At 71.3% G+C, this 24021-nt stretch carries 20 protein-coding genes; 8 read left to right on the forward strand and 12 right to left on the reverse strand.

Annotated elements, in window-relative coordinates; translation table 11 throughout:
• A partial coding sequence (locus ABZ484_RS30560) for a GntR family transcriptional regulator (RefSeq protein WP_358869164.1) occupies positions 1–563 on the forward strand: 563 nt, incomplete at its 5' end.
• Positions 560–1954, forward strand: a complete 1395-nt coding sequence (locus ABZ484_RS30565; RefSeq protein ID WP_358869165.1) for an MFS transporter — start codon at positions 560–562, stop codon at positions 1952–1954. The genes ABZ484_RS30560 and ABZ484_RS30565, both read left to right, overlap by 4 nt.
• Positions 1955–2115: 161 nt before the next feature.
• On the opposite strand, the gene ABZ484_RS30570 is transcribed toward ABZ484_RS30565, so the two are convergent.
• Complete coding sequence (locus tag ABZ484_RS30570; RefSeq protein WP_358869166.1) at positions 2116–2940, reverse strand: maleylpyruvate isomerase family mycothiol-dependent enzyme; 825 nt, start codon at positions 2938–2940, stop codon at positions 2116–2118.
• 225 nt (positions 2941–3165) lie between these two features.
• Between ABZ484_RS30570 and ABZ484_RS30575 the strand changes: the two genes are divergently transcribed.
• Entirely contained in the window at positions 3166–3963 is a 798-nt protein-coding gene (locus tag ABZ484_RS30575) for a carbon-nitrogen family hydrolase (RefSeq protein ID WP_358869167.1), read from the forward strand.
• A 22-nt stretch (positions 3964–3985) separates the two neighbouring features.
• Here the strand turns inward: ABZ484_RS30575 and ABZ484_RS30580 are convergent, their stop codons facing one another.
• The gene (locus ABZ484_RS30580) at positions 3986–4498 is read right to left on the reverse strand and encodes an LURP-one-related family protein (RefSeq protein WP_358869168.1); all 513 of its coding nucleotides are present in this window, start codon (positions 4496–4498) and stop codon (positions 3986–3988) included.
• A 107-nt stretch (positions 4499–4605) separates the two neighbouring features.
• On the opposite strand from ABZ484_RS30580, the gene ABZ484_RS30585 reads away from it, so the two are divergent.
• Entirely contained in the window at positions 4606–6471 is a 1866-nt protein-coding gene (locus tag ABZ484_RS30585) for an NHL domain-containing thioredoxin family protein (RefSeq protein ID WP_358869169.1), read from the forward strand.
• 12 nt (positions 6472–6483) lie between these two features.
• Here ABZ484_RS30585 and ABZ484_RS30590 read toward each other — a convergent pair whose 3' ends face one another.
• The 3 genes from ABZ484_RS30590 to ABZ484_RS30600 all read right to left on the reverse strand — a co-directional run bounded on the left by ABZ484_RS30590 (position 6484) and on the right by ABZ484_RS30600 (position 10024).
• The gene (locus ABZ484_RS30590; RefSeq protein ID WP_358869170.1) at positions 6484–6735 is read right to left on the reverse strand and encodes a DUF6458 family protein; all 252 of its coding nucleotides are present in this window, start codon (positions 6733–6735) and stop codon (positions 6484–6486) included.
• Between the two features lie 79 nt (positions 6736–6814).
• Positions 6815–8119, reverse strand: a complete 1305-nt coding sequence (locus ABZ484_RS30595; RefSeq protein ID WP_358869171.1) for a M18 family aminopeptidase — start codon at positions 8117–8119, stop codon at positions 6815–6817.
• A 78-nt stretch (positions 8120–8197) separates the two neighbouring features.
• The gene (locus tag ABZ484_RS30600; protein WP_358869172.1) at positions 8198–10024 is read right to left on the reverse strand and encodes an acyl-CoA dehydrogenase; all 1827 of its coding nucleotides are present in this window, start codon (positions 10022–10024) and stop codon (positions 8198–8200) included.
• Positions 10025–10244: 220 nt separating this feature from the next.
• On the opposite strand from ABZ484_RS30600, the gene ABZ484_RS30605 reads away from it, so the two are divergent.
• The 3 genes from ABZ484_RS30605 (at position 10245) to ABZ484_RS30615 (ending at position 13263) form a co-directional block, all read left to right on the forward strand.
• Positions 10245–10727 carry an SseB family protein gene (locus ABZ484_RS30605; protein ID WP_030177540.1) on the forward strand — a complete coding sequence of 161 codons (483 nt, stop codon included), beginning with the start codon at positions 10245–10247 and terminating at the stop codon, positions 10725–10727.
• Between the two features lie 343 nt (positions 10728–11070).
• Entirely contained in the window at positions 11071–12048 is a 978-nt protein-coding gene (locus ABZ484_RS30610; protein ID WP_358869173.1) for a pirin family protein, read from the forward strand.
• A 189-nt stretch (positions 12049–12237) separates the two neighbouring features.
• A complete protein-coding gene (locus ABZ484_RS30615; RefSeq protein ID WP_358869174.1) occupies positions 12238–13263 on the forward strand; it encodes an AI-2E family transporter in 1026 nt (341 codons plus the stop codon).
• A 91-nt stretch (positions 13264–13354) separates the two neighbouring features.
• Here the strand turns inward: ABZ484_RS30615 and ABZ484_RS30620 are convergent, their stop codons facing one another.
• Positions 13355–15517, reverse strand: a complete 2163-nt coding sequence (locus ABZ484_RS30620; RefSeq protein ID WP_358869175.1) for a SpoIIE family protein phosphatase — start codon at positions 15515–15517, stop codon at positions 13355–13357.
• Between the two features lie 214 nt (positions 15518–15731).
• On the opposite strand from ABZ484_RS30620, the gene aspS reads away from it, so the two are divergent.
• Complete coding sequence (gene aspS, locus ABZ484_RS30625) at positions 15732–17495, forward strand: aspartate--tRNA ligase (RefSeq protein WP_358869176.1); 1764 nt, start codon at positions 15732–15734, stop codon at positions 17493–17495.
• Positions 17496–17582: 87 nt separating this feature from the next.
• Here the strand turns inward: aspS and ABZ484_RS30630 are convergent, their stop codons facing one another.
• The 6 genes from ABZ484_RS30630 to ABZ484_RS30655 form a co-directional block, all read right to left on the reverse strand.
• On the reverse strand, positions 17583–17948 hold the full coding sequence (locus ABZ484_RS30630) for a PH domain-containing protein (RefSeq protein WP_358869177.1): 366 nt from the start codon (positions 17946–17948) through the stop codon (positions 17583–17585).
• A gap of 120 nt (positions 17949–18068) precedes the next feature.
• Entirely contained in the window at positions 18069–19685 is a 1617-nt protein-coding gene (metG, locus tag ABZ484_RS30635) for a methionine--tRNA ligase (protein WP_358869178.1), read from the reverse strand.
• Between the two features lie 107 nt (positions 19686–19792).
• On the reverse strand, positions 19793–21199 hold the full coding sequence (locus ABZ484_RS30640) for a VWA domain-containing protein (protein WP_358869179.1): 1407 nt from the start codon (positions 21197–21199) through the stop codon (positions 19793–19795).
• A 117-nt stretch (positions 21200–21316) separates the two neighbouring features.
• Entirely contained in the window at positions 21317–22246 is a 930-nt protein-coding gene (locus tag ABZ484_RS30645) for an endonuclease/exonuclease/phosphatase family protein (protein ID WP_358869188.1), read from the reverse strand.
• A gap of 129 nt (positions 22247–22375) precedes the next feature.
• The gene (locus tag ABZ484_RS30650; protein WP_358869180.1) at positions 22376–23371 is read right to left on the reverse strand and encodes a hypothetical protein; all 996 of its coding nucleotides are present in this window, start codon (positions 23369–23371) and stop codon (positions 22376–22378) included.
• Between the two features lie 130 nt (positions 23372–23501).
• On the reverse strand, positions 23502–23954 hold the full coding sequence (locus tag ABZ484_RS30655; RefSeq protein WP_358869181.1) for a hypothetical protein: 453 nt from the start codon (positions 23952–23954) through the stop codon (positions 23502–23504).
• Between the last annotated feature and the right edge of the window lie 67 nt (positions 23955–24021).

Genomic DNA, 24021 nt, shown 5'->3' on the forward strand with positions numbered 1-24021 from the left:
GAACGCTTCTGACCGAGGGTGAGCTGGCCGAGGCCGTCGGCGTCTCCCGCACCCCGGTGCGCGAGGCGCTGCTGCGCCTGGAGGTCGAGGGGCTGCTCAAGCTCTACCCGAAGAAGGGAGCGCTCGTCCTGCCGGTCTCCGCGCAGGAGATCGCCGACGTCGTCGAGACCCGGCAACTGGTCGAGGAGCACGCCGCGCGGAAGGCCGTACCCGCACCGCCCGGGCTCATCGAGCGCCTGGAGGAACTGCTGGCGAAGCAGAAGCAGCAGGCCGCCGCCGGGGACTTCGCCGCCGCCGCCGTCACCGACCGCTGTTTCCACGCCGAGATCGTCCGCAGCGGGGGCAACGAGATCCTCTCCCGCCTCTACGACCAACTGCGCGACCGGCAGCTGCGCATGGGCGTCGCCGTCATGCACTCCCACCCCGACCGCATCGCCAAGACGCTCGCCGAGCACGAGGAGATCCTGAACGCGCTGCGCTCCGGTGACGCGGAGGCGGCCGTCGGTCTCGTCCACCGGCACGTCAGCTGGTTCTCCCACCTGGCGCGGGGTGAGGTGCGATGAGCTCCGGGCCCGGCTCCTCCTCCGGATCTTCTTCCGGTCACTCCTCCGGCTCCTCGTCCGGTTCGTCAGGTTCATCCCGTTCGTCTTCGGGCGCACGCGGCGCCGTCGGCCTGCCCGGCGACCCGCCCGGCGGGCGGCGTGCCGTCGCCGTCTGGAGCATCGGCGTCGCCGTCTACTTCGTCGCCGTCATCTTCCGTACGTCGCTGGGCGTCGCGGGACTCGACGCCGCCGAACGCTTCCACGTGAGCGCCTCCGCGCTGTCCACCTTCTCCATCCTCCAGCTGCTCGTCTACGCGGGCATGCAGATACCCGTCGGCCTGCTGGTCGACCGGCTCGGCACCAAGAAGGTGCTGGGCATGGGGGTGGTGCTCTTCACGGCGGGCCAGCTGGGGTTCGCGTTCTCGGCGTCGTACGGCACCGCGCTCGCCTCCCGCGCGCTGCTCGGCTGCGGCGACGCCATGACGTTCATCAGCGTGCTGCGGCTGGGCTCGCGGTGGTTCCCGGTCCGGCGCGGGCCGCTGGTCGCCCAGCTCGCCGGGCTGGTCGGCATGGCGGGCAACCTGGTCTCCACGCTGGTGCTGACCCGGCTGCTGCGCGGGTTCGGCTGGACCCCCGCCTTCGCGGGCAGCGCGCTGGCCGGCGCGCTGGTGCTGGTGCTGCTGGTCCTCTTCCTCAGGGACCACCCCGAGGGCCACGAGCCCGAGCCCCTGCCGCACCAGGGCGCCGCGTATGTGCGCCGGCAGATCCTCGCCGCCTGGCGGGAGCCCGGCACCCGGCTGGGCATGTGGGTGCACTTCACCACCCAGTTCCCGGCGATGGTGTTCCTGCTGCTGTGGGGGCTGCCGTTCCTGGTGGAGGCCGAAGGGCTGTCACGGGCGACGGCCGGGGAGCTGCTCACCCTCGTCGTGCTGTCGAACATGGGCATCGGCCTGGTCTACGGCCAGATCGTCGCCCGGCATCACACGGCACGGCTCCCGCTGGCGCTCGGCACGGTGGCGGCGACGGCGACCCTGTGGGCGGCCACGCTGGTGTACCCCGGCCAGCGGGCACCGATGTGGCTGCTGGTGGTGCTGTGCCTGGTGCTGGGCGCGTGCGGGCCGGCCTCGATGATCGGGTTCGACTTCGCGCGGCCGGCGAATCCGGCGGAACGTCAGGGAACGGCGTCGGGGATCACCAATATGGGTGGTTTCGTGGCCTCGATGACGACGCTGTTCGCGATCGGGGTGCTGTTGGACGCGACGGGGGACGACTACGGGGTCGCCTTCTCCACCGTGTTCGTGTTGCAGGCGGTGGGGGTGAGCCAGATTCTGCGGTTGCGGAAGCGGGCGGCTCGGCGGGAGCGGGAGCGGTTGGTGGCCAGCCGGGTGGAGGCGGTGCACGTGCCGGCGTGACGCTGCGGTGGGCTGTGCGGCGGTGTGCTGCGGTGCGGTGTGCTGCGGGCGGGTGGGTGAGCTTGCCCCGCTCGGGGGGTGCCGCTGCGCCCACCCGTGCCGCCTGGGGGTACCTCCCAGGCGTCAAGCACTGGGGGAGGCACGACTGCCCGCAGCTACGTCTACTGCGTCACCGTGAAGTTGCGCAGGATTGCCGTCGCCAGGTCCGGGTCGCCTTCCGTCTTCACGCGGTCCGCCACCGTGTCCGGGGTCACTCGGCCGCAGGCCAGGCGGACGTAGGTTTCCCAGTCGAGGGTGAGGGTCGCGGCCGGGCCCAGGGCGGGGGCCGTTTCGAGGGTGCCGCGGCCCTGGATGTCGACGCGGATCGTACGGAGGAACTCCACGGGACCGTGGACGTCGAGGACGATCGCCGAGCTGCGCGGGGCGTCGGCCTTCTGGGCGACCAGGTCCGGGAGGGCGTCGAGCAGATAGTCCCGGGCGATGAGCGCGCCGGGCGAGTCCAGGTTGCCGGGGCGGCCGAGGGCCACGCGCAGGTCCTGTTCGTGCACCCAGATGTCGAACGCCCGGTAACGCATGGCCTCTTCGAGGGTGAGCTCGGTGCCGAGCGGGCCGCGCACCTTGGTCCCGGGGTCGCGGGACTCGTTCCGCAGTTGGCGGTTGCGGCGGATGATCGTGTACTCGAGCTCGGACGTCATCTCCGGTGCCGTGTGATGGCGCCGGACGTCGACCTGCATCTCCATGTAGCGCTGGTGCTCGTTGGTGACGTGGAACAGGTCGCGCGGCAGGGAGTGGATGGGCCGCGGATCGCCGAGCGCCTCGCAGTCCATGCCGATGACGTGCGAGACCACGTCGCGAATCGACCAGCCCGGGCAAGGGGTCCGCCGGTTCCACTCGCCCTCCACGAGGGGCTGCACCAGCTCGGATATCGCCTCGACGGAGTGGGTCCAGGCGTCGGCGTAGGGCTGGAGGGTGGGATGCAGACTCACGGAACGGGACCCCTCGGCGGTCGGTACACGGGCAGGTTGTTCGTTGTGGCGGCATTGCCGGTGGGAGGCGGCGGCGGTCGGCGGGCGGTTTGTACCCCCCGGACTCTCGCTCCGCTTCGAGCAGGGGGGACCCCCAAGTTACGCTGCTGTGGGGTACCCCGGCAGTGCTTTCGTGTGACGATCGTAGGCCCGTGTGAACAACTCGAATGCCAGGACGGTGGTAGTGTGCGCGCCTCGCTGATCCAGATCGCCGTGGATGAGGGCGAATCGGTCGAATCGCGACGGGAACGGGCGGCCTCGCTGGTGAGGAGCCAGGCTGGAGCCGCCGACCTCGTCGTGCTGCCCGAGCTGTGGACCACCGGAGCCTTCGCCTTCGAGGAGTTCGGGCGCGAGGCCGAGCCGCTGGAAGGGCCGACGTACGAGGCGATGGCCAAGGCGGCGAGCGACGCGGGCGTATGGCTGCACGCGGGCTCGATCCCCGAGCGTGATCCTGACGGTCCCCTCTACAACACCTCCCTCGTGTTCACCCCGACCGGCGAGCTGGCCGCCGCCTACCGCAAGGTCCACCGCTTCGGCTTCGACAAGGGCGAGGCCGTGCTGATGGGCGCGGGGCGGGATCTGGTGACGGTGCGTCTGCCGGGCACCACCCTGGGCCTGGCGACCTGTTACGACCTCCGTTTCCCCGAGCTGTTCCGCGGACTGGTCGACGCCGGTGCCGAGACCCTGGTGGTCCCGGCGGGCTGGCCCGAGCGCCGACGCGCGCACTGGACGCTGCTGGCCCGGGCGCGGGCGGTGGAGGACCAGGCGTTCGTGCTCGCCTGTGGAACGGCCGGGACGCACGCCGGGGTTCCCCAGGCGGGTCACTCGATCGTGGTCGACCCCTGGGGCGAGGTCCTGGCCGAGGCCGGCCACGGCGAGGAGGTCCTCACCGTGGACTTCGACCCGGCGAAGGTCGCGACGACTCGGGAGCAGTTCCCGGCCCTGAAGGACCGGGTGCTGGGCCTGGAGCCGCCGCGCCGCTGAGCGGACCCGGACCCCGGGGCGGCTACTCGGCGGCCCCGGCGTGCCGCTCCTCCCGCTCCTTCTCCGCCAGGTGGATCACGCACACCGCCACCGCGATCAGCAGCGCCGGGTCGGCGTCCTCCCGTACGACGTCGATGCCGTAGGTGTCCACGACGCTGAGCAGGCGCCGGGAGATCACCGCCAGGAGTTCGCCGTCGTACTCGACGGCGAACTCCCGGTCGAGGATCTTGCCGCTGACGTCGAGCTCGGTGCCGTCCACCAGGGACACCCGGTAGTGGTTGCGCAGCAGCGACAGCCGCTTGCGGCGGATCTTCGCCAGCGCCTCCCCGTCCCGCTCGATCACCATCGTGTCCCGCAGGGAGAACATCTTCTGGTGGATGTCGATCAGGACCCGGCCCCGGGTGTCCTTCAGCTCGAAGGTGTCGCGCAGCCGCATGGCCTTGCCGTCGACGAGGAAGACCTTGTCGCCGTGGTCGTCCTCGATCCAGTAGTCGTCACCGATGCCGAGGATCCGGTCGCGTACGAGGAATCTCATGCCCTCACCGCTTCCCCGCCGGCCGGCCAAAAACCCCGCCGGTAGCCCGACGGGCTGAGCGGGCGGGCGCCGGTCCGGTTGTCGGTGGTGAGTGGCACCCTTGATCCATGAGCGAAACGTCCCCGGCGCCCGCCCCCGCACCCCGCCGCCGCGCCCGCGTCCGCGCCCCCGAGCTGACCGGCAAGGGCGGCTGGCTGAACACGGGAGGCAAGCAGTACGCCCTTGCCGACCTGCGTGGCCGCATCGTCGTGTTGGACTTCTGGACCTTCTGCTGCATCAACTGCCTGCACGTCCTGGACGAGCTCAGAGAGCTCGAGGAGAAGCACCGGGACACGGTGGTGGTCATCGGGGTGCACTCGCCGAAGTTCGTGCACGAGGCGGAGCACCAGGCGGTCGTCGACGCCGTGGAGCGGTACGGCGTGGAGCATCCGGTGCTGGACGACCCCGAGCTCGCCACCTGGAAGCAGTACGCGGTGCGCGCCTGGCCGACCCTGGTCGTGATCGACCCGGAGGGCTACGTCGTCGCGCAGCACGCCGGCGAGGGGCATGCGCACGCCATCGAACGGCTGGTGGAGGAGCTGGAGGCCGAGCACGCGGCCAAGGGCACCCTGCGGCGCGGGGACGGCCCGTACGTGCCGCCGGAGCCGGAGCCGTCCACCCTGCGCTTCCCGGGCAAGGCGCTGCTGCTGCCGTCCGGGAACCTCTTGGTCAGCGACACCACCCGGCATCAGCTGGTGGAGCTGGAGGCGGACGGGGAGACGGTCGTACGCCGGATCGGGCAGGGCGGCCGGGGGTTCACCGACGGTCCGGTGGACCGGGCTCGGTTCCAGGAGCCGCAGGGGCTGGCGCTGCTGCCGGACGGCACGGTCGTGGTCGCGGACACGGTCAACCACGCCCTGCGCCGCTTCGACCCGGAGACGGGGCTGACGACGACTCTCGCCGGGACCGGGCACCAGTGGATGCAGGGCGAGGCCACCTCCGGTCCGGGCCGGGAGATGAAGCTGTCCTCGCCGTGGGACGTCGCCTGGTGGAACGGCAAAGTGTGGATCGCCATGGCGGGCGTGCACCAGCTGTGGGCGTACGACCCGGACGGGGACACCGTCTCGGTCACCGCCGGGACCACCAACGAGGGGCTCGTCGACGGCCCGGGCGCCGAGGCCTGGTTCGCGCAGCCCTCCGGGCTCGCGGCCACGCCGGAGCGGCTCTGGCTCGCCGACTCCGAGACCTCCGCCCTGCGCTGGGTCGGCCTCGACGGTGCCGTCCACACCGCGGTCGGCACCGGGCTGTTCGACTTCGGCCACCGGGACGGCGCCGCCGGCCAGGCGCTGCTCCAGCACCCGTTGGGCGTGACCGCGCTCCCGGACGGCTCGGTCGCCGTCAGCGACACCTACAACCACGCCCTGCGCCGCTACGACCCGGCGACCGGTGAGGTCACCACGCTCGCCACCGATCTGCGCGAGCCCAGCGACGCCGTGCTCGTGGGCGACGACATCGTGGTGGTGGAGTCGGCCCGGCACCGGCTGACCCGGCTGCGCCTGCCGGAGGAGGCCGTACGGGTCGAGGCCGTCGCCCACCGCACCCAGCGCGCGGCCACGGAGGTCGCCCCCGGGCGACTGCGGCTGGACGTGATCTTCCAGGCCCCGGCCGGCCAGAAGCTGGACACGCGGTACGGCCCCTCCACCCGCCTGCTGGTCTCCTCGACCCCGCCGGAGCTGCTGCTGGACGGCGAGGGCGCGGACACGGACCTGTCCCGCACCCTGGAGCTGAACCCGGAGGTCCGGGAGGGCGTGCTGCACGTCTCCGCGATGGCGGCGAGCTGCGACGACGATCCGGCTGGGGGCACCTCCCAGTCGAAGACTGGGGGAGAATACCCGGCCTGCCATGTCCATCAGCAGGACTGGGGTGTCCCGGTCCGCCTCACCGAGGGCGGCGCGGACCGGCTGCCGCTGGTCCTGGCCGGCATGGACGCCTGACCGGGCACGCGGTCACATGCCGTACCCGCCGTCGATGTAGCCGTCGCGGTGGTTGTGGTGCCGTTCCTCCTCTACCACGGTGGTGGGCGGCATCATGACCCGGCGGCGCCGGTAGATGCTGCTGAACGTGGTGACGCCGATCAGCCCGACGATCATCAGGATGATGCCGACCACGTCGAGGTTGACCCCCTGCATGTCCCAGTCGGTCGCGAACGTGAGGATGGCTCCCACGGCGATGAGGATGATGCACCCGCCGAGGCCCATGAGTGTCGCCTCCTGTCCGGTGGTTGGATCGGTGCCGGGTACCCGGCCGGGCAGGAGGCATGCGCCGCAGCGGAGTTGACTACCCCTCCAGGAACGCCACCAGCGCGTTGGCCAGCAGGAACGGGTCGTCGGCGGCGCACAGTTCCCGGGCGCTGTGCATGGACAGGATGGCCACGCCGATGTCGACCGTGCGGATGCCGTGCCGGGCCGCGGTGATCGGGCCGATGGTCGTGCCGCACGGCATGGAGTTGTTGGAGACGAACGACTGGAAGGGGACGCCCGCCTTCTCGCAGGCCGCGGTGAACACCGCCCGGCCCGAACCGTCCGTGGCGTAGCGGTTGTTGACGTTGACCTTGAGGATGGGGCCGCCGCCCGCGCGCGGGTGGTGCGTCGGGTCGTGCCGCTCGGCGTAGTTGGGGTGCACGGCGTGGCCCGTGTCGGAGGACAGGCAGACCGTGCCGGCGAAGGCGCGCGCCCGGTCCTCGTACGACCCTCCGCGCGCGAACACCGAGCGCTCCAGCACGCCGCCGAGCAGCGGGCCGTCCGCGCCCGTGTCGGACTGGGAGCCGTTCTCCTCGTGGTCGAAGGCGGCCAGCACGGGGATGTACGGCAGCTCGCGCGCGCCCGGCCCGGTCGCCACGGCCGCCAGGGCCGCCGTACCGGCGTGCACCGAGAGCAGGTTGTCCATGCGGGGGCCGGCCACGAGTTCCCGGTCGCGGCCCAGGTAGGCGGGCGGCTCCACGGAGTGCGTCATCAGGTCCCAGCCGGCGACCTCGCCCGCCGGCAGGCCGGACTCGTGCTCCAGGAAGGCGATGAGGTCGCCGTCGCGGACGTCGTCGCCGAGGCCCCACACCGGCTGCAGGTGCCGCTGCTTGTCGAGCTTGAGGCCCTCGGTGGAGACCGAACGGTCCAGGTGGATGGCCAGCTGGGGGACGCGCAGCAGGGGGCGGTCGACGTTCACCAGGCGGCTGGAGCCGTCCCGGAGGGTGAGCCGGCCGGCCAGGCCCAGGTCGCGGTCGAGCCAGGAGTTCATCAGCGGGCCGCCGTAGATCTCCACGGCGACCTGGCGCCAGCCGTGCGCTCCGGTGTCGGGCAGCGGCTTGACGCGCAGGTTGGGCGAGTCGGTGTGGGCGCCGACGATGCGGAAGGGTGTGTGCGGCGCCGCGCCCTCGGGGACGTACCACGCGATGATCGCCCCGCCGCGCAGCACGTATTTCCCGCCGTTCGTGCCGTCCCACGCGTCGGTCTCGGCGACCTGGCGGAAGCCGGCCTTCTCCAGCCGCTCGGCCGCGTTGGCGACGGCGTGGTACGGCGACGGGCTCGCCGCGAGGAAGGACATCATGTCGTCGGTGTGGCCGCGGTCGAAGCGCTGGCTTGTACTCATGGGTTCACCTTAACGACGGTCGAGGGCCCGCTCCCGGCGCCGGGAGCGGACCCTCGTGAGAACGGTGTGGAGGTGCGGCTAGAAGGCGGTCTCGTCCAGTTCCATCAGGTCGAGGTCGACGTTCTCCGACAGCTTGCGGGCCAGGGTGACGCCGGGCAGGACGTTGGCCGCGAAGAACTTCGCCGCCGCGATCTTGCCGGTGTAGAAGGCGCGGTCCTTGGCGGAGGCCGTCTCGAGCTTCTCGGCGGCGATCGCCGCGCCCTTGAGCAGCAGGTAGCCGACGACCACGTCACCGGAGGCCAGCAACAGGCGGGTCGTGTTGAGCCCGACCTTGTAGATGTTCTTGACGTTCTGCTCGGTGGCCGCGAGGTCGGTCAGCATCAGGCCGACGACGGCCTCCAGCTCGACGGCGGCCTTGGCGAGGTGCTCGCGGGCGGCGGCCAGCTCCTCGCCGCCCTCGCCCAGGGCCAGGAACTTCTTGATGTCCTCGGCCAGGGAGTTCAGGGCGGCGCCCTGGTTGCGGACGATCTTCCGGAAGAAGTAGTCCTGGCCCTGGATGGCGGTGGTGCCCTCGTACAGGGTGTCGATCTTGGCGTCGCGGATGTACTGCTCGATCGGGTACTCCTGGAGGAACCCGGAGCCGCCGAAGGTCTGCAGGGACTGGGCGAGCTGCTCGTAGCCCTTCTCGGAGCCGTAGCCCTTGACGATGGGCAGCAGCAGGTCGTTGAGCGCGTGCTCGGCCTTGGCGTCCTCGCCGTTCGCCTCCTTGACCGCGATCGCGTCCTGGACCGAGGCCGTGTAGAGGACCAGGGCGCGCATGCCCTCCGCGTACGCCTTCTGCGTCATCAGCGAGCGGCGGACGTCCGGGTGGTGGGTGATGGTGACCTTGGGCGCGCTCTTGTCCATGAAGTTCGCCAGGTCGGGACCCTGGACGCGCTCCTTGGCGTACTCCAGCGCGTTGAGGTAGCCCGTGGACAGCGTGGAGATCGCCTTCGTGCCGACCATCATGCGGGCGAACTCGATGATGCGGAACATCTGGCGGATGCCGTCGTGCTTGTCGCCGATCAGCCAGCCCTTGGCCGGGTGGCGGTCGCCGAAGGTCATCTCGCAGGTGTTGGAGGCCTTCAGGCCCATCTTGTGCTCGACGTTGGTGGCGTAGACGCCGTTGCGCTCGCCCAGCTCGCCGGTCTCCCAGTCGAACAGGTACTTCGGGACGAGGAAGAGGGACAGGCCCTTGGTGCCGGGGCCGGCGCCCTCGGGGCGGGCGAGGACGTAGTGGAGGATGTTCTCCTCCATGTCGTGCTCACCGGAGGTGATGAAGCGCTTCACGCCCTCGATGTGCCAGGAGCCGTCCTCCTGCTGGACCGCCTTGGTGCGGCCGGCGCCCACGTCGGAGCCCGCGTCGGGCTCGGTGAGCACCATGGTGGAGCCCCAGGTCTTCTCGACCGCGATCTTCGCGAGCTTCTTCTGCTCCTCGGTGCCCTCCTCGAAGAGGATGCGGGCGAACGCCGGGCCGGAGGAGTACATCCAGATCGCCGGGTTCGAGCCGAGGATGAGCTCCGCGTACGCCCAGATCAGGGAAGGGGGAGCCGTGGTGCCGCCGATCTCCTCGGGCAGGCCGAGGCGCCAGTACTCGGAGTCCATGAAGGCCCGGTAGCTCTTCTTGAAGGTCTCCGGTATCGGGGCGGTGTTGGTCTCGGGGTCGAAGACCGGCGGGTTGCGGTCGGCGTCGGCGAAGGACTCCGCCAGCTCGTTCTCCGCGAGGCGGGTCAGCTCCTCCAGGATGCTCCTGGCGGTGTCGGTGTCCATCTCCTCGAACGGTCCGGTGCCGTACAGCTTGTCGCGTCCGAGGACTTCGAAGAGGTTGAACTCGATGTCGCGGAGGTTGGACTTGTAGTGCCCCATGGCCACGGCTCCCGTTGTGGACTCGGCGAGGCACTGACTCCTCGCGTCTGGTTGACGTACCAACTAGTAGCTCCGATGATGCTACCCGTCGGTAATAAGAAGCAACCCCTGACGGTGTGGTCTGTGACGCGTCTGCGGCGAGCCCCGGTTCCGGCCACCGGCCGCGGCCCTCGCCGACGCATCGTAGGTCCGGCGGCCGGCTCGTCGGTACGCTTGCCGCATGTACGGATACGGCCAGCCGATGGACGGCGCAGCGCAGCAGCAGTACGCGCCGCCGCAGGAGCAGATGCCGGGCGGCATGGCGGGGGGCTACGGGCAGCAGCAGCCGCTGTACCCCGAGCCGTCGCCGCCCTCGCTCGCGGACGCGGTCCGTGCGTTCACCACCGGGCAGATGTCCGCGGAGGACTTCCAGCAGATCTTCGCCACGTCCAAGGTGTACTGCCCGCGCGGCGACACCCCGGGCTTCCTGGCGCTGCACAACACCCAGCAGCCGGTGATCCCGATGTTCACCTCGCTGAAGGAGCTGCGCCGGTACGCCGGCAAGGAGTCCAAGTACTTCGTGATCACCGGCGCCGAGGTGATCGACCTGCTGCCGACCGGGTACGGCTTCGTCCTGGACATGGAGGGCGAGCACCGCATGGTGTTCGACGCCAAGGCGGTGGAGCAGATGGTCGACTTCGCGATGCGCAGGATGTACGGCTGAGCGCCTCCCTTCGCCGGGGGGCTCGCCCAGGGTCCTCCCGCACCCCCGATCGACACGCCGCCGGGCCTTCATGGCCGGCGGCGTTTCGCTGCCCGGCCGGCCTCCGGCTCCCGTGAGGTGCTGTTGGACGCCCGCCTGCCTCGCGCGGCTTGCCCGCCGTCCGGTCCTTCGCCGAGGCCCTGGGCCGACCGCGTGACGGGTGCCTCGTCGACGAGGAGCCGAGGCGCCGAGGGGTCGAGGGGTCGAGGGGTCGAGGATCCGGGAATGTCCCGCGAGCTTGCGCCGTTACGGGTGGCAGAAAGTTGAACACTCAACTAGAGTGGCCGCACAAGGAGGTACCGACATGCCTGCAGTGACCGTCGAGAACCCGCTGGCGCTGCCCCGTGTGGCCGCGCCGGCCGACGCCGTGGCACGGCCCGTGCTAGCCGTCACGACCGCGCCGAGCGGCTTCGAGGGTGAGGGATTCCCGGTGCGCCGGGCGTTCGCCGGGATCAACTACCGCCATCTCGACCCGTTCATCATGATGGACCAGATGGGCGAGGTGGAGTACGCGCCGGGTGAGCCCAAGGGCACTCCCTGGCACCCCCACCGCGGCTTCGAGACCGTCACCTACATCATCGACGGGATCTTCGACCACCAGGACTCCAACGGCGGTGGCGGCACCATCACCAACGGGGACACCCAGTGGATGACGGCGGGCAGCGGCCTGCTGCACATCGAGGCGCCGCCGGAGTCCCTCGTCATGTCCGGCGGTCTCTTCCACGGCCTCCAGCTGTGGGTGAACCTCCCCGCCAAGGACAAGATGATGGCCCCGCGCTACCAGGACATCCGCGGCGGCAGCGTCCAGCTGCTGAGCACGCCCGACGGCGGCGCGCTGCTGCGCGTGATCGCCGGTGAGCTGGACGGGCACGCCGGTCCCGGCATCACGCACACGCCGATCACGATGATCCACGCGACGGTGGCGCCGGGCGCGGAGGTCACCCTGCCGTGGCGGGAGGACTTCAACGGGCTGGCGTACGTGCTCGCCGGGCGCGGCTCGGTGGGTACCGAGCGGCGTCCGATCCACCTCGGCCAGACCGCCGTCTTCGGCGCCGGCTCCGCGCTGACCGTCCGCGCGGACGAGAAGCAGGACTCCCACACGCCGGACCTGGAGGTCGTCCTCCTGGGCGGGCAGCCCATCCGTGAGCCCATGGCGCACTACGGGCCGTTCGTCATGAACACCCGGGACGAACTGATGCAGGCCTTCGAGGACTTCCAGAAGGGCCGCCTCGGAACGATCCCGGCGGTCCACGGCATGACGGAGACCGGTCCGGAGAGCTGACGCCGTGACGGAGACCGGTCCGGAGAGCTGACGCCGTGACGGGGACGGCTCCCCGGGGATGACCGAGACGGATCCCCGGGGGCCGGGGCCGGGCCCCCGGGCCGGCCGCGGCTGACTCGCCGTCACCGCACTCACCCGGGCGGGCCGTCCGTGCAGGACAGTTCGGGCGGTGCGTGGTCCGCTGGTGGGGTGCGCCTGCTGCCCGAACCCGTCCGACGTCTCGCCGCCTGGTGTGCCGTCGTGCTGCTGGTCTCCGGGGTGGTGTGGATCGCGGTACGGCTGTGCGTGACGTTCCGTACGGCCGTGACGCCCGTGCTGCTGGCGCTGCTGGGATCCGCTCTGCTGCGGCCCCTGTTCCGGCGGCTGGTGCGGGCGAGGGTCAACCGGTCACTGGCGGCCGGGATCACCTGCGCGGCCGTCCTGCTCGTCGTCGGGGGCGTCGGATACGTGGTGGCCCTCGCGCTGATCGACAGCGGGCAGGAGATCGCCTCCTCGCTGGAGAACGCGGCGAAGTCGCTGAGCGACCGCTTCGGGGTGGCCGGGACCTCCCTGAAGGACCTCGCCTCCCACGGCCGGGAGCTGCTGGCGAAGTTCGGCGGGACGGCGGTCTCCAACGTGATCAGCGGAGTCAGCGTGGTCGCCGAGTACCTCGCCATGGCCGTACTGGCCCTGCTGCTGGTGTTCTTCTTCCTGCGCGACGCCGACCGTGCCCTGCGCTCCCTGCGCACGCTCGCCCCCGGCGACAGTGCCGACGTGATGGAGGCCATGGCGCGGCGGGCCTACGCGGCCGTCGAGGGCTTCATGCGCGGCACCACGCTCATCGCGTTCATCGACGCCTTCTGCATCACCGTGGGTCTGCTCGTGCTGGACGTGCCGGGGGCCTTCGGGCTGGGCGCGCTGGTCTTCGTCGGCGCCTACATCCCCTACCTGGGCGCGTTCATCTCGGGCGCGGTGTCGGTGCTGGTCGCGTTCGCGGACCGGGGCTTCGTCGTCGCGCTGTGGGTGCTCGGGGTGGTGCTCGCCGTGCAGGTGCTGGAGGGGCACGTGCTCCAGCCGATGATCCAGAGCCGGACCGTGCAGCTGCACCCGGCGGCGGTGCTGCTGGCCATCACGGCGGGGGCGTCGGTCGCCGGGATCGTCGGGATGCTGCTGGCGGTGCCGCTGACGGCGGCGGCGTTCGGGATCGCCCACGAACTGCGCGAGCGCTACACCTAGGGACGCGAGCGGTACGACCAGAGAGGCGAGCGGTGCGCCCAGGGACGCGAGCGGTACGCCCAGGGACGGGTCGTCATGTGAGGAGGCGCGGTCACAGCTTGTCGCGTGGCGGCTCGTACAGCTCGAACCAGATGCTCTTGCCCACCCCCCGCGGCTCGACGCCCCACGCGTCCGCCAGCAGCTCGATCAGCAGCAGCCCGCGCCCGGAGGAGGCCAGCTCGCCGGGCCGGCGCTTGTGCGGAAGCTCCTCGCCGGCGTCGGTGACCTCCACCCGCATCCGGCGCTCGCCCTTCTCGCCGCTCACCTCGGCGAGCAGCAGCGCGTCGGTGTCGGTGTGCACGAGGACGTTGGTCAGCATCTCGGACAGCAGCAGCACCGCGGAGTCCACCTGCTCCGCGGACGACCAGTCGTGCAGCAGTTCCCGCAACTGCTGCCGGGCCACCGAGATCCGCTCGGGCTCGGCCTGCGCGACCGTGAGGAGGGTGCGCCGGACCTCGGGCCGTACGGCCACCGCGCCGCCGGGGGCTTCGCGGTGCCGGTTCAGCAGCAGCACGGCTATGTCGTCCTCGCGACGGTCGGCGAGCGGGCCGGTGGTGTAGTGCGAGGACGGCCCGTGCACGCCCTGGACGAGTGCGTCGGCCAGCTCCTCGGTGTCGCCCTCGTGCTGCTCCAGGATCGTACGGACGCGCTGCCAGCCGGTGTCCAGGTCGTGGCCCCCGGTCTCGATCAGCCCGTCCGTGCAGATCATCATGGTCTCGCCGGGTTCCAGGGTGAACCGGGTCGTCGGGTAGTCGGGGTCCGGGTCGACGCCGAGGGGCAGGCCGCCCGCCGTCGGACGCATCAGGACCGTGCCGTCCGTCATGCGGATCACCGGGTCCGGGTGCCCGGCCCGGGCCACCTCCAGGACCCCGGTGCGGGGGTCGACCTCGACGTACAGGCAGGTCGCGAAGCGCAGGTCGTTGGTCTCGCCGTCCTCGGCGACGCTGCCCACGATGCCGTGCAGGAACCGGGAGGCGCGGGAGAGGACCGCGTCCGGGCGGTGGCCCTCGGAGGCGTAGGCGCGCAGGGCGATGCGCAGCTGGCCCATCAGGCCGGCGGCGCGCACGTCATGGCCCTGGACGTCGCCCATGACCAGGGCGAACCGCCCCAGCCCGGCCTTGGTGCGGCTGCGGGCGGGCCCGCCGGGCAGCGGGATCATGTCGTACCAGTCGCCGCCGACCTGGAGGCCGCCGCCGGTGGGGACGTACCGGGCGGCCAGGTCCATGCCGGGGACCTCGGGGCCCAGCGTGGGCATCATCGAGCGCTGGAGCCCCTCGCTCAGCTCCCGCTCGGTCTCCGCCGTCCCGGCCCGCGAGAGCGCCTGGGCGAGCATTCGGGCCACCGTCGTCAGCACCGAGCGCTCGTCGGGCGTGAACGCGACCGGGTGGGTGAAGGCGGCCATCCAGGCGCCCATCGTGCGGCCCGACGCGGTCAGCGGCAGGAACGCCCAGGAGCGGCGGTTGAAGCGCTGGGCGAGCGGCCAGGTGAGCGGGTAGCGGGCCCGGTACTCCTCGGGGGAGGAGAGATAGACGGCCCGGCCGGTGCGCACCACTTCGGCGGCCGGGTAGTCCGTCTCGAGCGCCATGTGCACGAAGGGGCCCTCGTCGCCGGGCCGCTGCCCGTGGTGGCCGATGATCGTCAGCCAGTCGCCCTCCACCCCGAACACGGCGAGACCGTCCGGTGAGAAACCGGGCATCGACAGCCCGGCCGCCACCCGCAGCACCTCCGCCGTGGACCGCGCCTCGGCCAGCGCCCGTCCGGCGTCCAGCAGAAACGCCTCCCGGGAGCGCCGCCAGTCGCCGGTGACCGTGCTGCGCCCGGCCGGGGAGCCAGGCGTGGGCTCGGTGACCTCCTGGAGGGTGCCGATCAGTTCGTAGGCCTTCTTGCGCCGGTCGTACGTCGGCCGGGAGCGGCTGCGGACGACCCGGATGATGCGGCCCCGCTCGTCCATGATCCGGATGCGCACCTCGGCGAGGGTGCCCTCGGAGACGGCCAGCTGCACCACGCCGGTGATCTCGTTCCAGTCGACGGGGTGCAGACGGGCGCGCACCTGGGCCTCGGTGAGGGTGACCTCCTCGGCGGGCAGCCCCAGCAGCCGTGCCGCCTCGGCGTCGGCCGCGACCAGCCCGGTGGAGGTGTCCCAGTGCCACACTCCGGTCGCGAGCGAGGCGAGAACGTCCCCCACGGCGGGCAGGGGTGGCTCACCAGTGCGCATTGCCCCACTCTAAGAACAGGCTCTCGAACACTGCCACCGTAGGCGTGCGGGCACACGTCCCGGGAGCCGCCGAAGGCGCCGCGCGCGAATGCCGCCGACGCCCCGTGTGAATGGGGGAGAGCCGAGCGTGGGGCGGCCGGTACCCTTGGTAGGTCCGGGCCGGTGCGTGTCCGCGCCCGGTGATCCCCGATCCGCGAAGACTGGATGAACGACGATGCATCGGTACAGGTCCCACACCTGCGGCGAGCTCCGCGCCTCTGACGTCGGCACCGGCGTCCGGCTCAGTGGCTGGCTGCACAATCGGCGCGACCTGGGCGGCATCCTCTTCATCGATCTGCGCGACCACTACGGCATCACGCAGCTGGTCGCCCGTCCCGGCACGCCCGCGTACGAGGCGCTGGACCGGCTGTCGAAGGAGACGGTCGTCCGGGTCGACGGCAGCGTTGTTTCACGTGGAACCGAGAACGTGAACCCCGACCTGCCCACCGGTGAGATCGAGATCGAGGTCGGTGAGGTCGAGGTGCTCGGCGCCGCGGCCCCGCTGCCGTTCACGATCAACACCGAGGACGGGGTCAACGAGGAGCGGCGCCTGGAGTACCGCTTCCTGGACCTGCGCCGCGAGCGCATGCACCGCAACATCATGCTGCGTACGGCCGTGATCTCGGCCATGCGCCAGAAGATGGCCGCGATGGGCTTCAACGAGATGGCGACGCCGATCCTGTCCGCCACCTCCCCCGAGGGCGCCCGCGACTACGTGGTCCCCTCCCGTGTGCACCCCGGCAAGTTCTACGCGCTGCCCCAGGCGCCGCAGCAGTTCAAGCAGCTGCTGATGATCTCCGGCTTCGACCGCTACTTCCAGATCGCGCCCTGCTTCCGCGACGAGGACGCCCGCGCGGACCGCTCGCCGGGCGAGTTCTACCAGCTCGACATCGAGATGTCCTTCGTCGAGCAGGAGGACATCTTCCAGCCGGTCGAGAAGCTGATGACCGAGCTGTTCGAGGAGTTCGGAGGCGGCCGGCACGTCACCTCCCCCTTCCCCCGGATCCCGTTCCGCGAGGCGATGCTGAAGTACGGCTCCGACAAGCCGGACCTGCGCGCCAAGCTGGAGCTCGTCGACATCACGGACGTCTTCGAGGGCTCGGAGTTCAAGGCGTTCGCGGGCAAGCACGTGCGCGCGCTGCCGGTGCCGGCGGTCCAGGACCAGCCGCGGAAGTTCTTCGACCAGCTGGGCGACTACGCGGTCGCGCAGGGGGCGAAGGGCCTGGCGTGGGTCCGTGTCGGGGAGGACGGCTCCCTGACCGGTCCGATCGCGAAGTTCCTCACCGAGGAGAACGTCGCGGAGCTGACCAAGCGCCTGTCCCTGTCGGCCGGTCACGCCGTCTTCTTCGGCGCGGGCGAGTTCGACGAGGTCTCGAAGATCATGGGCGCGGTGCGGGTGGAGGCCGCGCGCCGGGCCGGCCACTTCGAGGAGGACGTGTTCCGCTTCTGCTGGATCGTCGACTTCCCGATGTACGAGAAGGACGAGGAGACCGGCGGCATCGACTTCTCCCACAACCCCTTCTCGATGCCGCAGGGCGGCCTGGAGGCCCTTCGGACCCAGGACCCGCTGGACATCCTGGGCTGGCAGTACGACATCGTCTGCAACGGTGTCGAGCTGTCCTCCGGCGCGATCCGGAACCACGAGCCGGAGATCATGCTCAAGGCCTTCGAGATCGCGGGCTACGACCGTGAGACCGTCGAGGAGAAGTTCGCCGGCATGCTGCGGGCGTTCCGCTTCGGCGCCCCTCCGCACGGCGGCATCGCCCCGGGTGTCGACCGCATCGTCATGCTCCTGGCCGACGAGCCCAACATCCGCGAGACCATCGCCTTCCCGCTCAACGGCAACGCCCAGGACCTGATGATGGGCGCGCCGACGGAGCTGGACGAGTCCCGCCTGAAGGAACTGCACCTGTCGGTGCGCAAGCCGCAGCCGAAGTAGCAGCGCGGGACGAGTACCGCCGGACGACGAAGGGCCCGGCACCGGAGAACGCTCCGGCGCCGGGCCCTCGCCGTGCGGTGCCGCGCTCTACCGCGCCACGAACTGCGTCAGGATCGCCTGGACCTCGTAGATGTCGACGCCCTTGGTGAACGTCTTCTCGATCGGGGCCGCGGTGCCGGAGAGCCAGATCTTCAGTTCGGCGTCGAGGTCGAAGTGGCCGGCCGTCTCGACGGAGAAGTGCGTGATGCTCCGGTACGGGATGGAGTGGTACTCCGTCTTCTTGCCGGTGATGCCCTGCTTGTCGACCAGGATCAGGCGCCGGTCGGTGAACAGGATGGTGTCGCGGATCAGCAGAAAGGCGGCGTGCACCTGCTCGCCCTGGCCCAGCAGGCGCGTGTACTCCTGCTGCGCCTGGGCCGGGTCGATGCTGTGCGCGTTGCCGAACAGTCCCATGGATGGTCCCCCCACACGAGTGACGGCCGCCGGTGGCCGTCGCCGGCTGATGATCTTCGCAAAGCGCGGGGCCCGGGAGAAGGGTTTCCTCCTCCCGGGCCCCGAGCTGTAGCGAGCGTGTTACGCGGTCGGCTTCTCCTCGAGACGCGGGAAGAGCACCGCGCCCTTGGTGACCGTCGAGCCGGCGGGGAGCCTGCCCCAGGAGCCGGCCTCCTGGATCCGCTGGCCGGCCAGGGAGCCCAGGGACGCGTCGGCGCCCAGGGAGTCCCACAGCTTCTGGGAGGTCTCCGGCATGACCGGGTTCAGCAGGACGGCGACCGCGCGGAGGGACTCCGCCGCCGTGTAGAGGATCGTGGCCAGGCGGGCCCGGCCCTCCTCGGAATCGTCCTTGGCGACCTTCCAGGGCTCCTGCTCGGTGATGTAGCCGTTGACCTGCTTGACGAAGTCGAAGACGGCCAGGATGCCGCCCTGGAAGTCCAGCTCGTCGCCGATCTTCCGGTCGGCCTCGGCGACCGCCTTGGCCAGGCCGTCGTGGATCGCCTTCTCGGCGTCGCCGTCGGCCGTCGCCTCGGGGAGGGTGCCGCCGAAGTACTTGCCGACCATGGCCGCCACGCGCGAGGCGAGGTTGCCGTAGTCGTTGGCCAGCTCGCTGGTGTAGCGGGCGGAGAAGTCCTCCCAGGAGAACGAGCCGTCCTGGCCGAAGGCGATCGCCCGCAGGAAGTACCAGCGGTAGGCGTCCACGCCGAAGTGCGAGGTCAGGTCCTGCGGCTTGATGCCGGTCAGGTTCGACTTCGACATCTTCTCGCCGCCGACCATCAGCCAGCCGTTGGCCGCGATCTTGCGGGGCAGCGGCAGGCCCTGGGCCATCAGCATCGCCGGCCAGATGACCGCGTGGAAGCGGAGGATGTCCTTGCCGACCAGGTGGACGTCCGCCGGGAAGGTCGACTCGAACTTCTCCGGGTTCTCGTTGTAGCCGACCGCCGTGGCGTAGTTCAGCAGCGCGTCGACCCACACGTAGATCACGTGCTTGGGGTCCCACGGGATCGGGATGCCCCAGTCGAAGGTCGAGCGGGAGATCGACAGGTCCTGGAGGCCCTGGCGGACGAAGTTCAGGACCTCGTTGCGGGCCGACTCGGGCTGGATGAAGTCGGGGTTCGCCTCGTAGTGGGCGAGCAGCTTGTCGCCGTACGCGCTCAGCTTGAAGAAGTAGTTCTCCTCGCTGAGGATCTCCACCGGCTTCTTGTGGATCGGGCACAGTTTCTGGCCCGCGTACTCGCCCTCGCCGTCGAGCAGCTCGCCGGGGAGCTTGTACTCCTCGCAGCCCACGCAGTACGGGCCCTCGTAGCCGCCCTTGTAGATCTCGCCCTTGTCGTGCAGGTCCTGGACGAACTCCTGGACGCGGTCGGTGTGCCGCTTCTGCGTGGTGCGGATGAAGTCGTCGTTCGCGATCTCCAGGTGCTCCCACAGGGGGCGCCAGGACTCGGTGACGAGCTTGTCGGCCCACTCCTGGGGCGTGACCCCGTTCGCCTCGGCCGTGCGCATGATCTTCTGACCGTGCTCGTCCGTGCCGGTGAGGTACCACACCTTCTCGCCGCGCTGACGGTGCCAGCGCGTGAGCACGTCGCCTGCGACGGTCGTATAGGCGTGGCCCAGGTGAGGAGCGTCGTTGACGTAGTAAATGGGGGTGGAGACGTAGAACGCCTTGTCACCCTGCTTCTCGGATCCAGTGGCCGCCATGGTCGAAATCCTACTGGCCCCGTGAAGATCGACTCACATGCGTTTCGGGCGGGCGGACGAGGCCGGGCACGGCTCCGTCCGCCCCCGGGGCGGGGTCCGGCGGGACGCTACGGGCGCCAGGCGGCCAGTACGCCCTCGTAGAGCTCCTTGTCGGTGAGCTCGCGGGGGGCGGGGCCCGCGTGGAAGAAGGCGGTGTTCTCGGTCTTCAGTTTGCGGAGGTAGTCGAAGGCCTTGTTGTCGTGTTCGCCGAAGGCGACGAAGGAGAAGAAGACGGCGGGGTGGTTCTTCGCCGCCTCGGTGAGGGACTGGGTGGCGGGGGTCTTGGCGTCGGGGGCGCCGTCCGTCTGGAAGATCACCAGGGCGGGGGCGGTCGCGCCGTCCGCGGACTTCGCGTGGTGGGCCAGGACCTCTTCGACCGCCGCGTGGTAGCTCGTACGGCCCATGCGGCCCAGGGAGGCGTGGACCTCGTCGATCTTGTTCTCGTGGTCGGTGAGGGTGAGGTCGGCGGTGCCGTCCACCTCGGTGGAGAAGAACGTCACATGGACCGTGGCCTCGGGGTCGAGGTGGGCGGCGAGCGCGAGGGTCTGCTCGGCGAGGGCCTGGGCGGAGCCGTCCTTGTAGTACGGCCGCATGGAGGCCGAGCGGTCGAGGACGAGGTAGACCTTGGCGCGGGCGCCGGTGAGGTCGTTCTTCTTCAGGGCGGCGGTGGCGGCCTTGTAGGCGGTGGTCAGGCCGGGGGCGCGGGACTTCAGGCGGGCGAGGGGGGTGGCGGGCGTGGCTGTCTGCGCTGTCTGCCCTGTCTGTGCTGCCTGCGGTTCGGCCTCGGCTTCGCCTTCGGCCGGGGTTTCGTTCGCAGCCGCACCGTCCGTGCGGGTTTCGTCGTCGGGTGCGGGTGGCGCCTGCGGGGCTTCCTCCGCGTCGGCGGTTTGCGGTGCGTTCACCTCTGCCGTCTCCGCCGTCTCCGTCGTCTCCGCGGACTCCGCCGGCGTCTCGGCGGTCGTCTCCGCTGTCGCCGACGGTTCCGGCTCGGCTTCCGGTTCCGGGGTCGGCTCCGTCTCCGGGGCCGGTTCCGGGGTCGGCTCCGGTTCCGGGGCCTTCTCTGCTTCCGCCTCGGATTCCGTCTTCACCTCCGGTTCCGGTTCCGGTTCCGGCTCGGGCTCCGGGTCCTGGGCCTGAGTCGGCGTCTCCTCCGTCGGGTCCACGGGCTTCGCCGGCTTGGGGACCGTGACGTTGTCGAAGGCCGCTGCCACGAGTTCGTGGTCCTCGCGTTCCTCGCGAGGTGAGGTGCGGGGGTCGGGCACATGGGCCGTGGCCGGGGCCGAGGGAGCCGGCGCGGGCGTGGGGTCCGGGGTGGGTTCCGGGGCCGGGGACGGGACCTGGGCCTTTGGCTCCGGGTGCTGCGCGACCGCGGGGGACGCCTCCTGGGTGGGAACTTGTTCCGCACCCTCTGCTTCGGCCGTACGCCCCTTGCGTGAGCGGCCGAACGCGTTCCGCAGGCGAGTGAGAATGCCCATGTGCGCAACCCTTCGCGTGAGTTGTTCCCGTCGATCCCTGGCCAGGACGGACACGTAAGGTTAGCGGCCCCTGGTGGTGATCTTGGGCAGGGGAGAACGTGGGGGGGCGGGGCCGTGTCAAGGCCGGGTCGCCGCGGCCTGGGGCACGTGGAGGGTGAGGTCGACCAGGAGGGCCCGGTGGTCGGTGTCGGCCAGGCGCAGGAAGCGGGCGTGGTCCGCGGAGAACTCGTCCGAGACCAGCACGTGGTCGATCTGGGCGCCCAGGGTGGGTGTGGTGCGGGCCGGCCAGCTGGGGGTGCGGTCGGAGCCGGCGAGGCGGGCCGCGTCGCGCAGGCCGGTGTCGAGGATGCGGCGGAAACCGGCGTGGTCCTGGGAGGCGTTGAAGTCACCGGCCAGGACGGTGGGCGTCGTGCGGTCGGCCGCCGCGAAGGCCCGCAGCCTGCCGAGTTCCCGGTGCCAGAGCGCGACCTGGCCGGGCAGCGGTGGTTTGGGGTGCGCCAGTTGGAGCCGTACGCGATGCCCCCGTACGTCGGCGAGCGCGCCCGGCATGCCCATCTGGCCGCGTACGCCGTCCGTGCCCTCGAGCGCGTACCTGCTGAGGATGATCGAGCCCTTCGAGCCGGCCGCCGCCACTGCCCGGCGGTAGGGGTAGTCGCCGCCGACGTCCTGCCGCAGCAGGTCCTGGCACGCGGAGTCGCACTCCTCCACGAACACGATGTCGGGCCGCTCACGGCGGATCACCGGGACGAGGGCCGGCGCGGCGCGGCCGAACTCCACGTTCGAGGTGAGGACGCGGAGATGGGCGACCGGGGCGCCCGTCGGCTCCGCCACCCTGCCGTACGGCTCGATGAACCACGCCAGCAGACCGAGGACCACCACGCCCCACACCGTCCCGAACCACCAGCGGCCGAGCAGGGCGAGCGCCAGCCCCAGGCCGGTGGGGACGAGCAGCCATGGGAGGAAGGCGAGCAGCTGCGGCACGGGTGTCACGCCGTCGCTGTCGGCGAGCCGGCAGCCGACGACCACGCTCACCCCGGCGAACAGCAGCCCCGCGCACCAGGCCCGGGCCCTCGCCCGCCCTCCCCGGAGCCCTTCCCCGTAGGTCCGGTCGGTCTCGTACTGGGTCGCGGCCACGGCCCTGGAGCCTACGAGGCACGGCCCGCGCGCGCCAGGAGATCAGGCGTCGACGCGTGTCGGCTCCGGCGGCTGGGTCTGCGTGGGGGCGGAGGAGGCGCGGCGGCGGCGTCCGAGGAGGAGGCGGAGGCGCGGGCGCGGGCGTGGACGGGGCCGGTCGCCCCGGCCGGCCTGGCCGGTGCGGGCCGTGCCGCGTCGTCGGGTGAGCCAGGTCAGGGCGGCCACGGTCAGCCCGAGGGCCACCAGCAGCCACGAGACGGTGCGCAGGGTGGCCGTCAGGGCGTCGTAGACGGCGGCCGCGGCCGGCTGGGAGACCTCGTCGGGCAGGTCGGACAGGGTCAGGCTGCGGCCCACGGCGAGGGCGAGGGCGAGCAGCGCGCCGCCGAGGGCGGTGCCGAGCGCGGTGGCGGTGAGCGCGCGGCGGCGGCAGGCGGCCAGCGCGATCCCGGCGACGGCGAACACCACGGCGGCGACGGGGAGCCAGAAGCCGGCGACTTCGAGCACGTGGAATCCCTTCCGCAGGCGGCCCAGCTCCTGGGCCGGGAGCAGGGCGACCTCGGCGTGCTCGACGGGGATGCGGTTCGCGAGCGGCACGTGGTCCTGGGCGAGCCGGGCCTTGACGTGGGCGGTGACGGGGGCGAGGTCGACGGTGACCGGGTGGTCGCGCCCCCCGGGTTCGTCGCGCAGGGCGCGCAGGACGGCGTCGTGGGCGGCCCGGTTGCCCTCGTTCCACGCGGTGCGGAAGGCCGCGGTCTGCGTGAACGAGTGGAGCGCGTCGTGGACGAACGGCGCCACGGTCGCCCGCATGACCTTGGCGTCCATCTGGCGGCCGATCTCGTCCAGGATCCCGTCCCCGACGGTGTCCGCGACCGCCTCGCGCACGTCCGGGTCGGCGGCGAGCGGAGCCATCGTGGTGACGTAGCGGCCGGTGTCCGTGAGCCCGTACGCCGCCCAGGCCGACAGCGCGCCGAACGGCACGAGCAGGCACGACAGGGTGATCAGCACGGCCGACAGGCCGCTTCGCAGAGGTCGGGACACCCTTTCAGCGAATGCCGCCAGGACCGGCTCCGCCAGCGGAGAGGCGGCATTCGGGTGACGCCGGGTGAGCGCGCGGCGTCGGACGGTCAGGCCCGGTGCGCGGAGGACCTCATGCAGCGGGCTTCACGCGTCAGCGGACGCGGTGACCCCGTGCGTCCTCGTGCGTGTAGAACCAGTAGAAGCAGAACAGCCCTACGAGAACGCCGAACGCCAGCGACAGGCCGACGGTCAGCAGGACGGACTCCCCGGACTGGTTGTACAGGAACCCGAAGGCCGCGGCGGAGAACAGGAACCACACGAAGGCGTGCAGCTCGCGGGGCAGCCGCGGGGCCAGGGACAGCATGCCCGCCATCAGCACCGTGAAGACGATCACGGTCACGAAGCCGAACACCAGGTTCCCGGTCGTGATCGGCCCGCCGGAGCGCCGGTTGGCCGCGGCCCAGTAGCCGTAGACGAGACCGATGGCGAAGGGTCCCGCCCACCGTCCCACGCTGTGCGCCCGGCGGCTGAAGAAGTCGGGCGTACGGGGCTGCCGGACGGCCGGGGTGGTGGTGCGGGCGGGAACGGGTGCCGCGTGAGCCATGAGAGCGCTCCTCTCCTCGTCGCCCCCGCTACCAGAGCACACCTGGCACGGATCCCTGGCAAGTCGG

Source organism: Streptomyces sp. NPDC006393, assembly GCF_040628575.1.
In the GTDB taxonomy this organism is placed as follows: Bacteria; Actinomycetota; Actinomycetes; order Streptomycetales; family Streptomycetaceae; genus Streptomyces.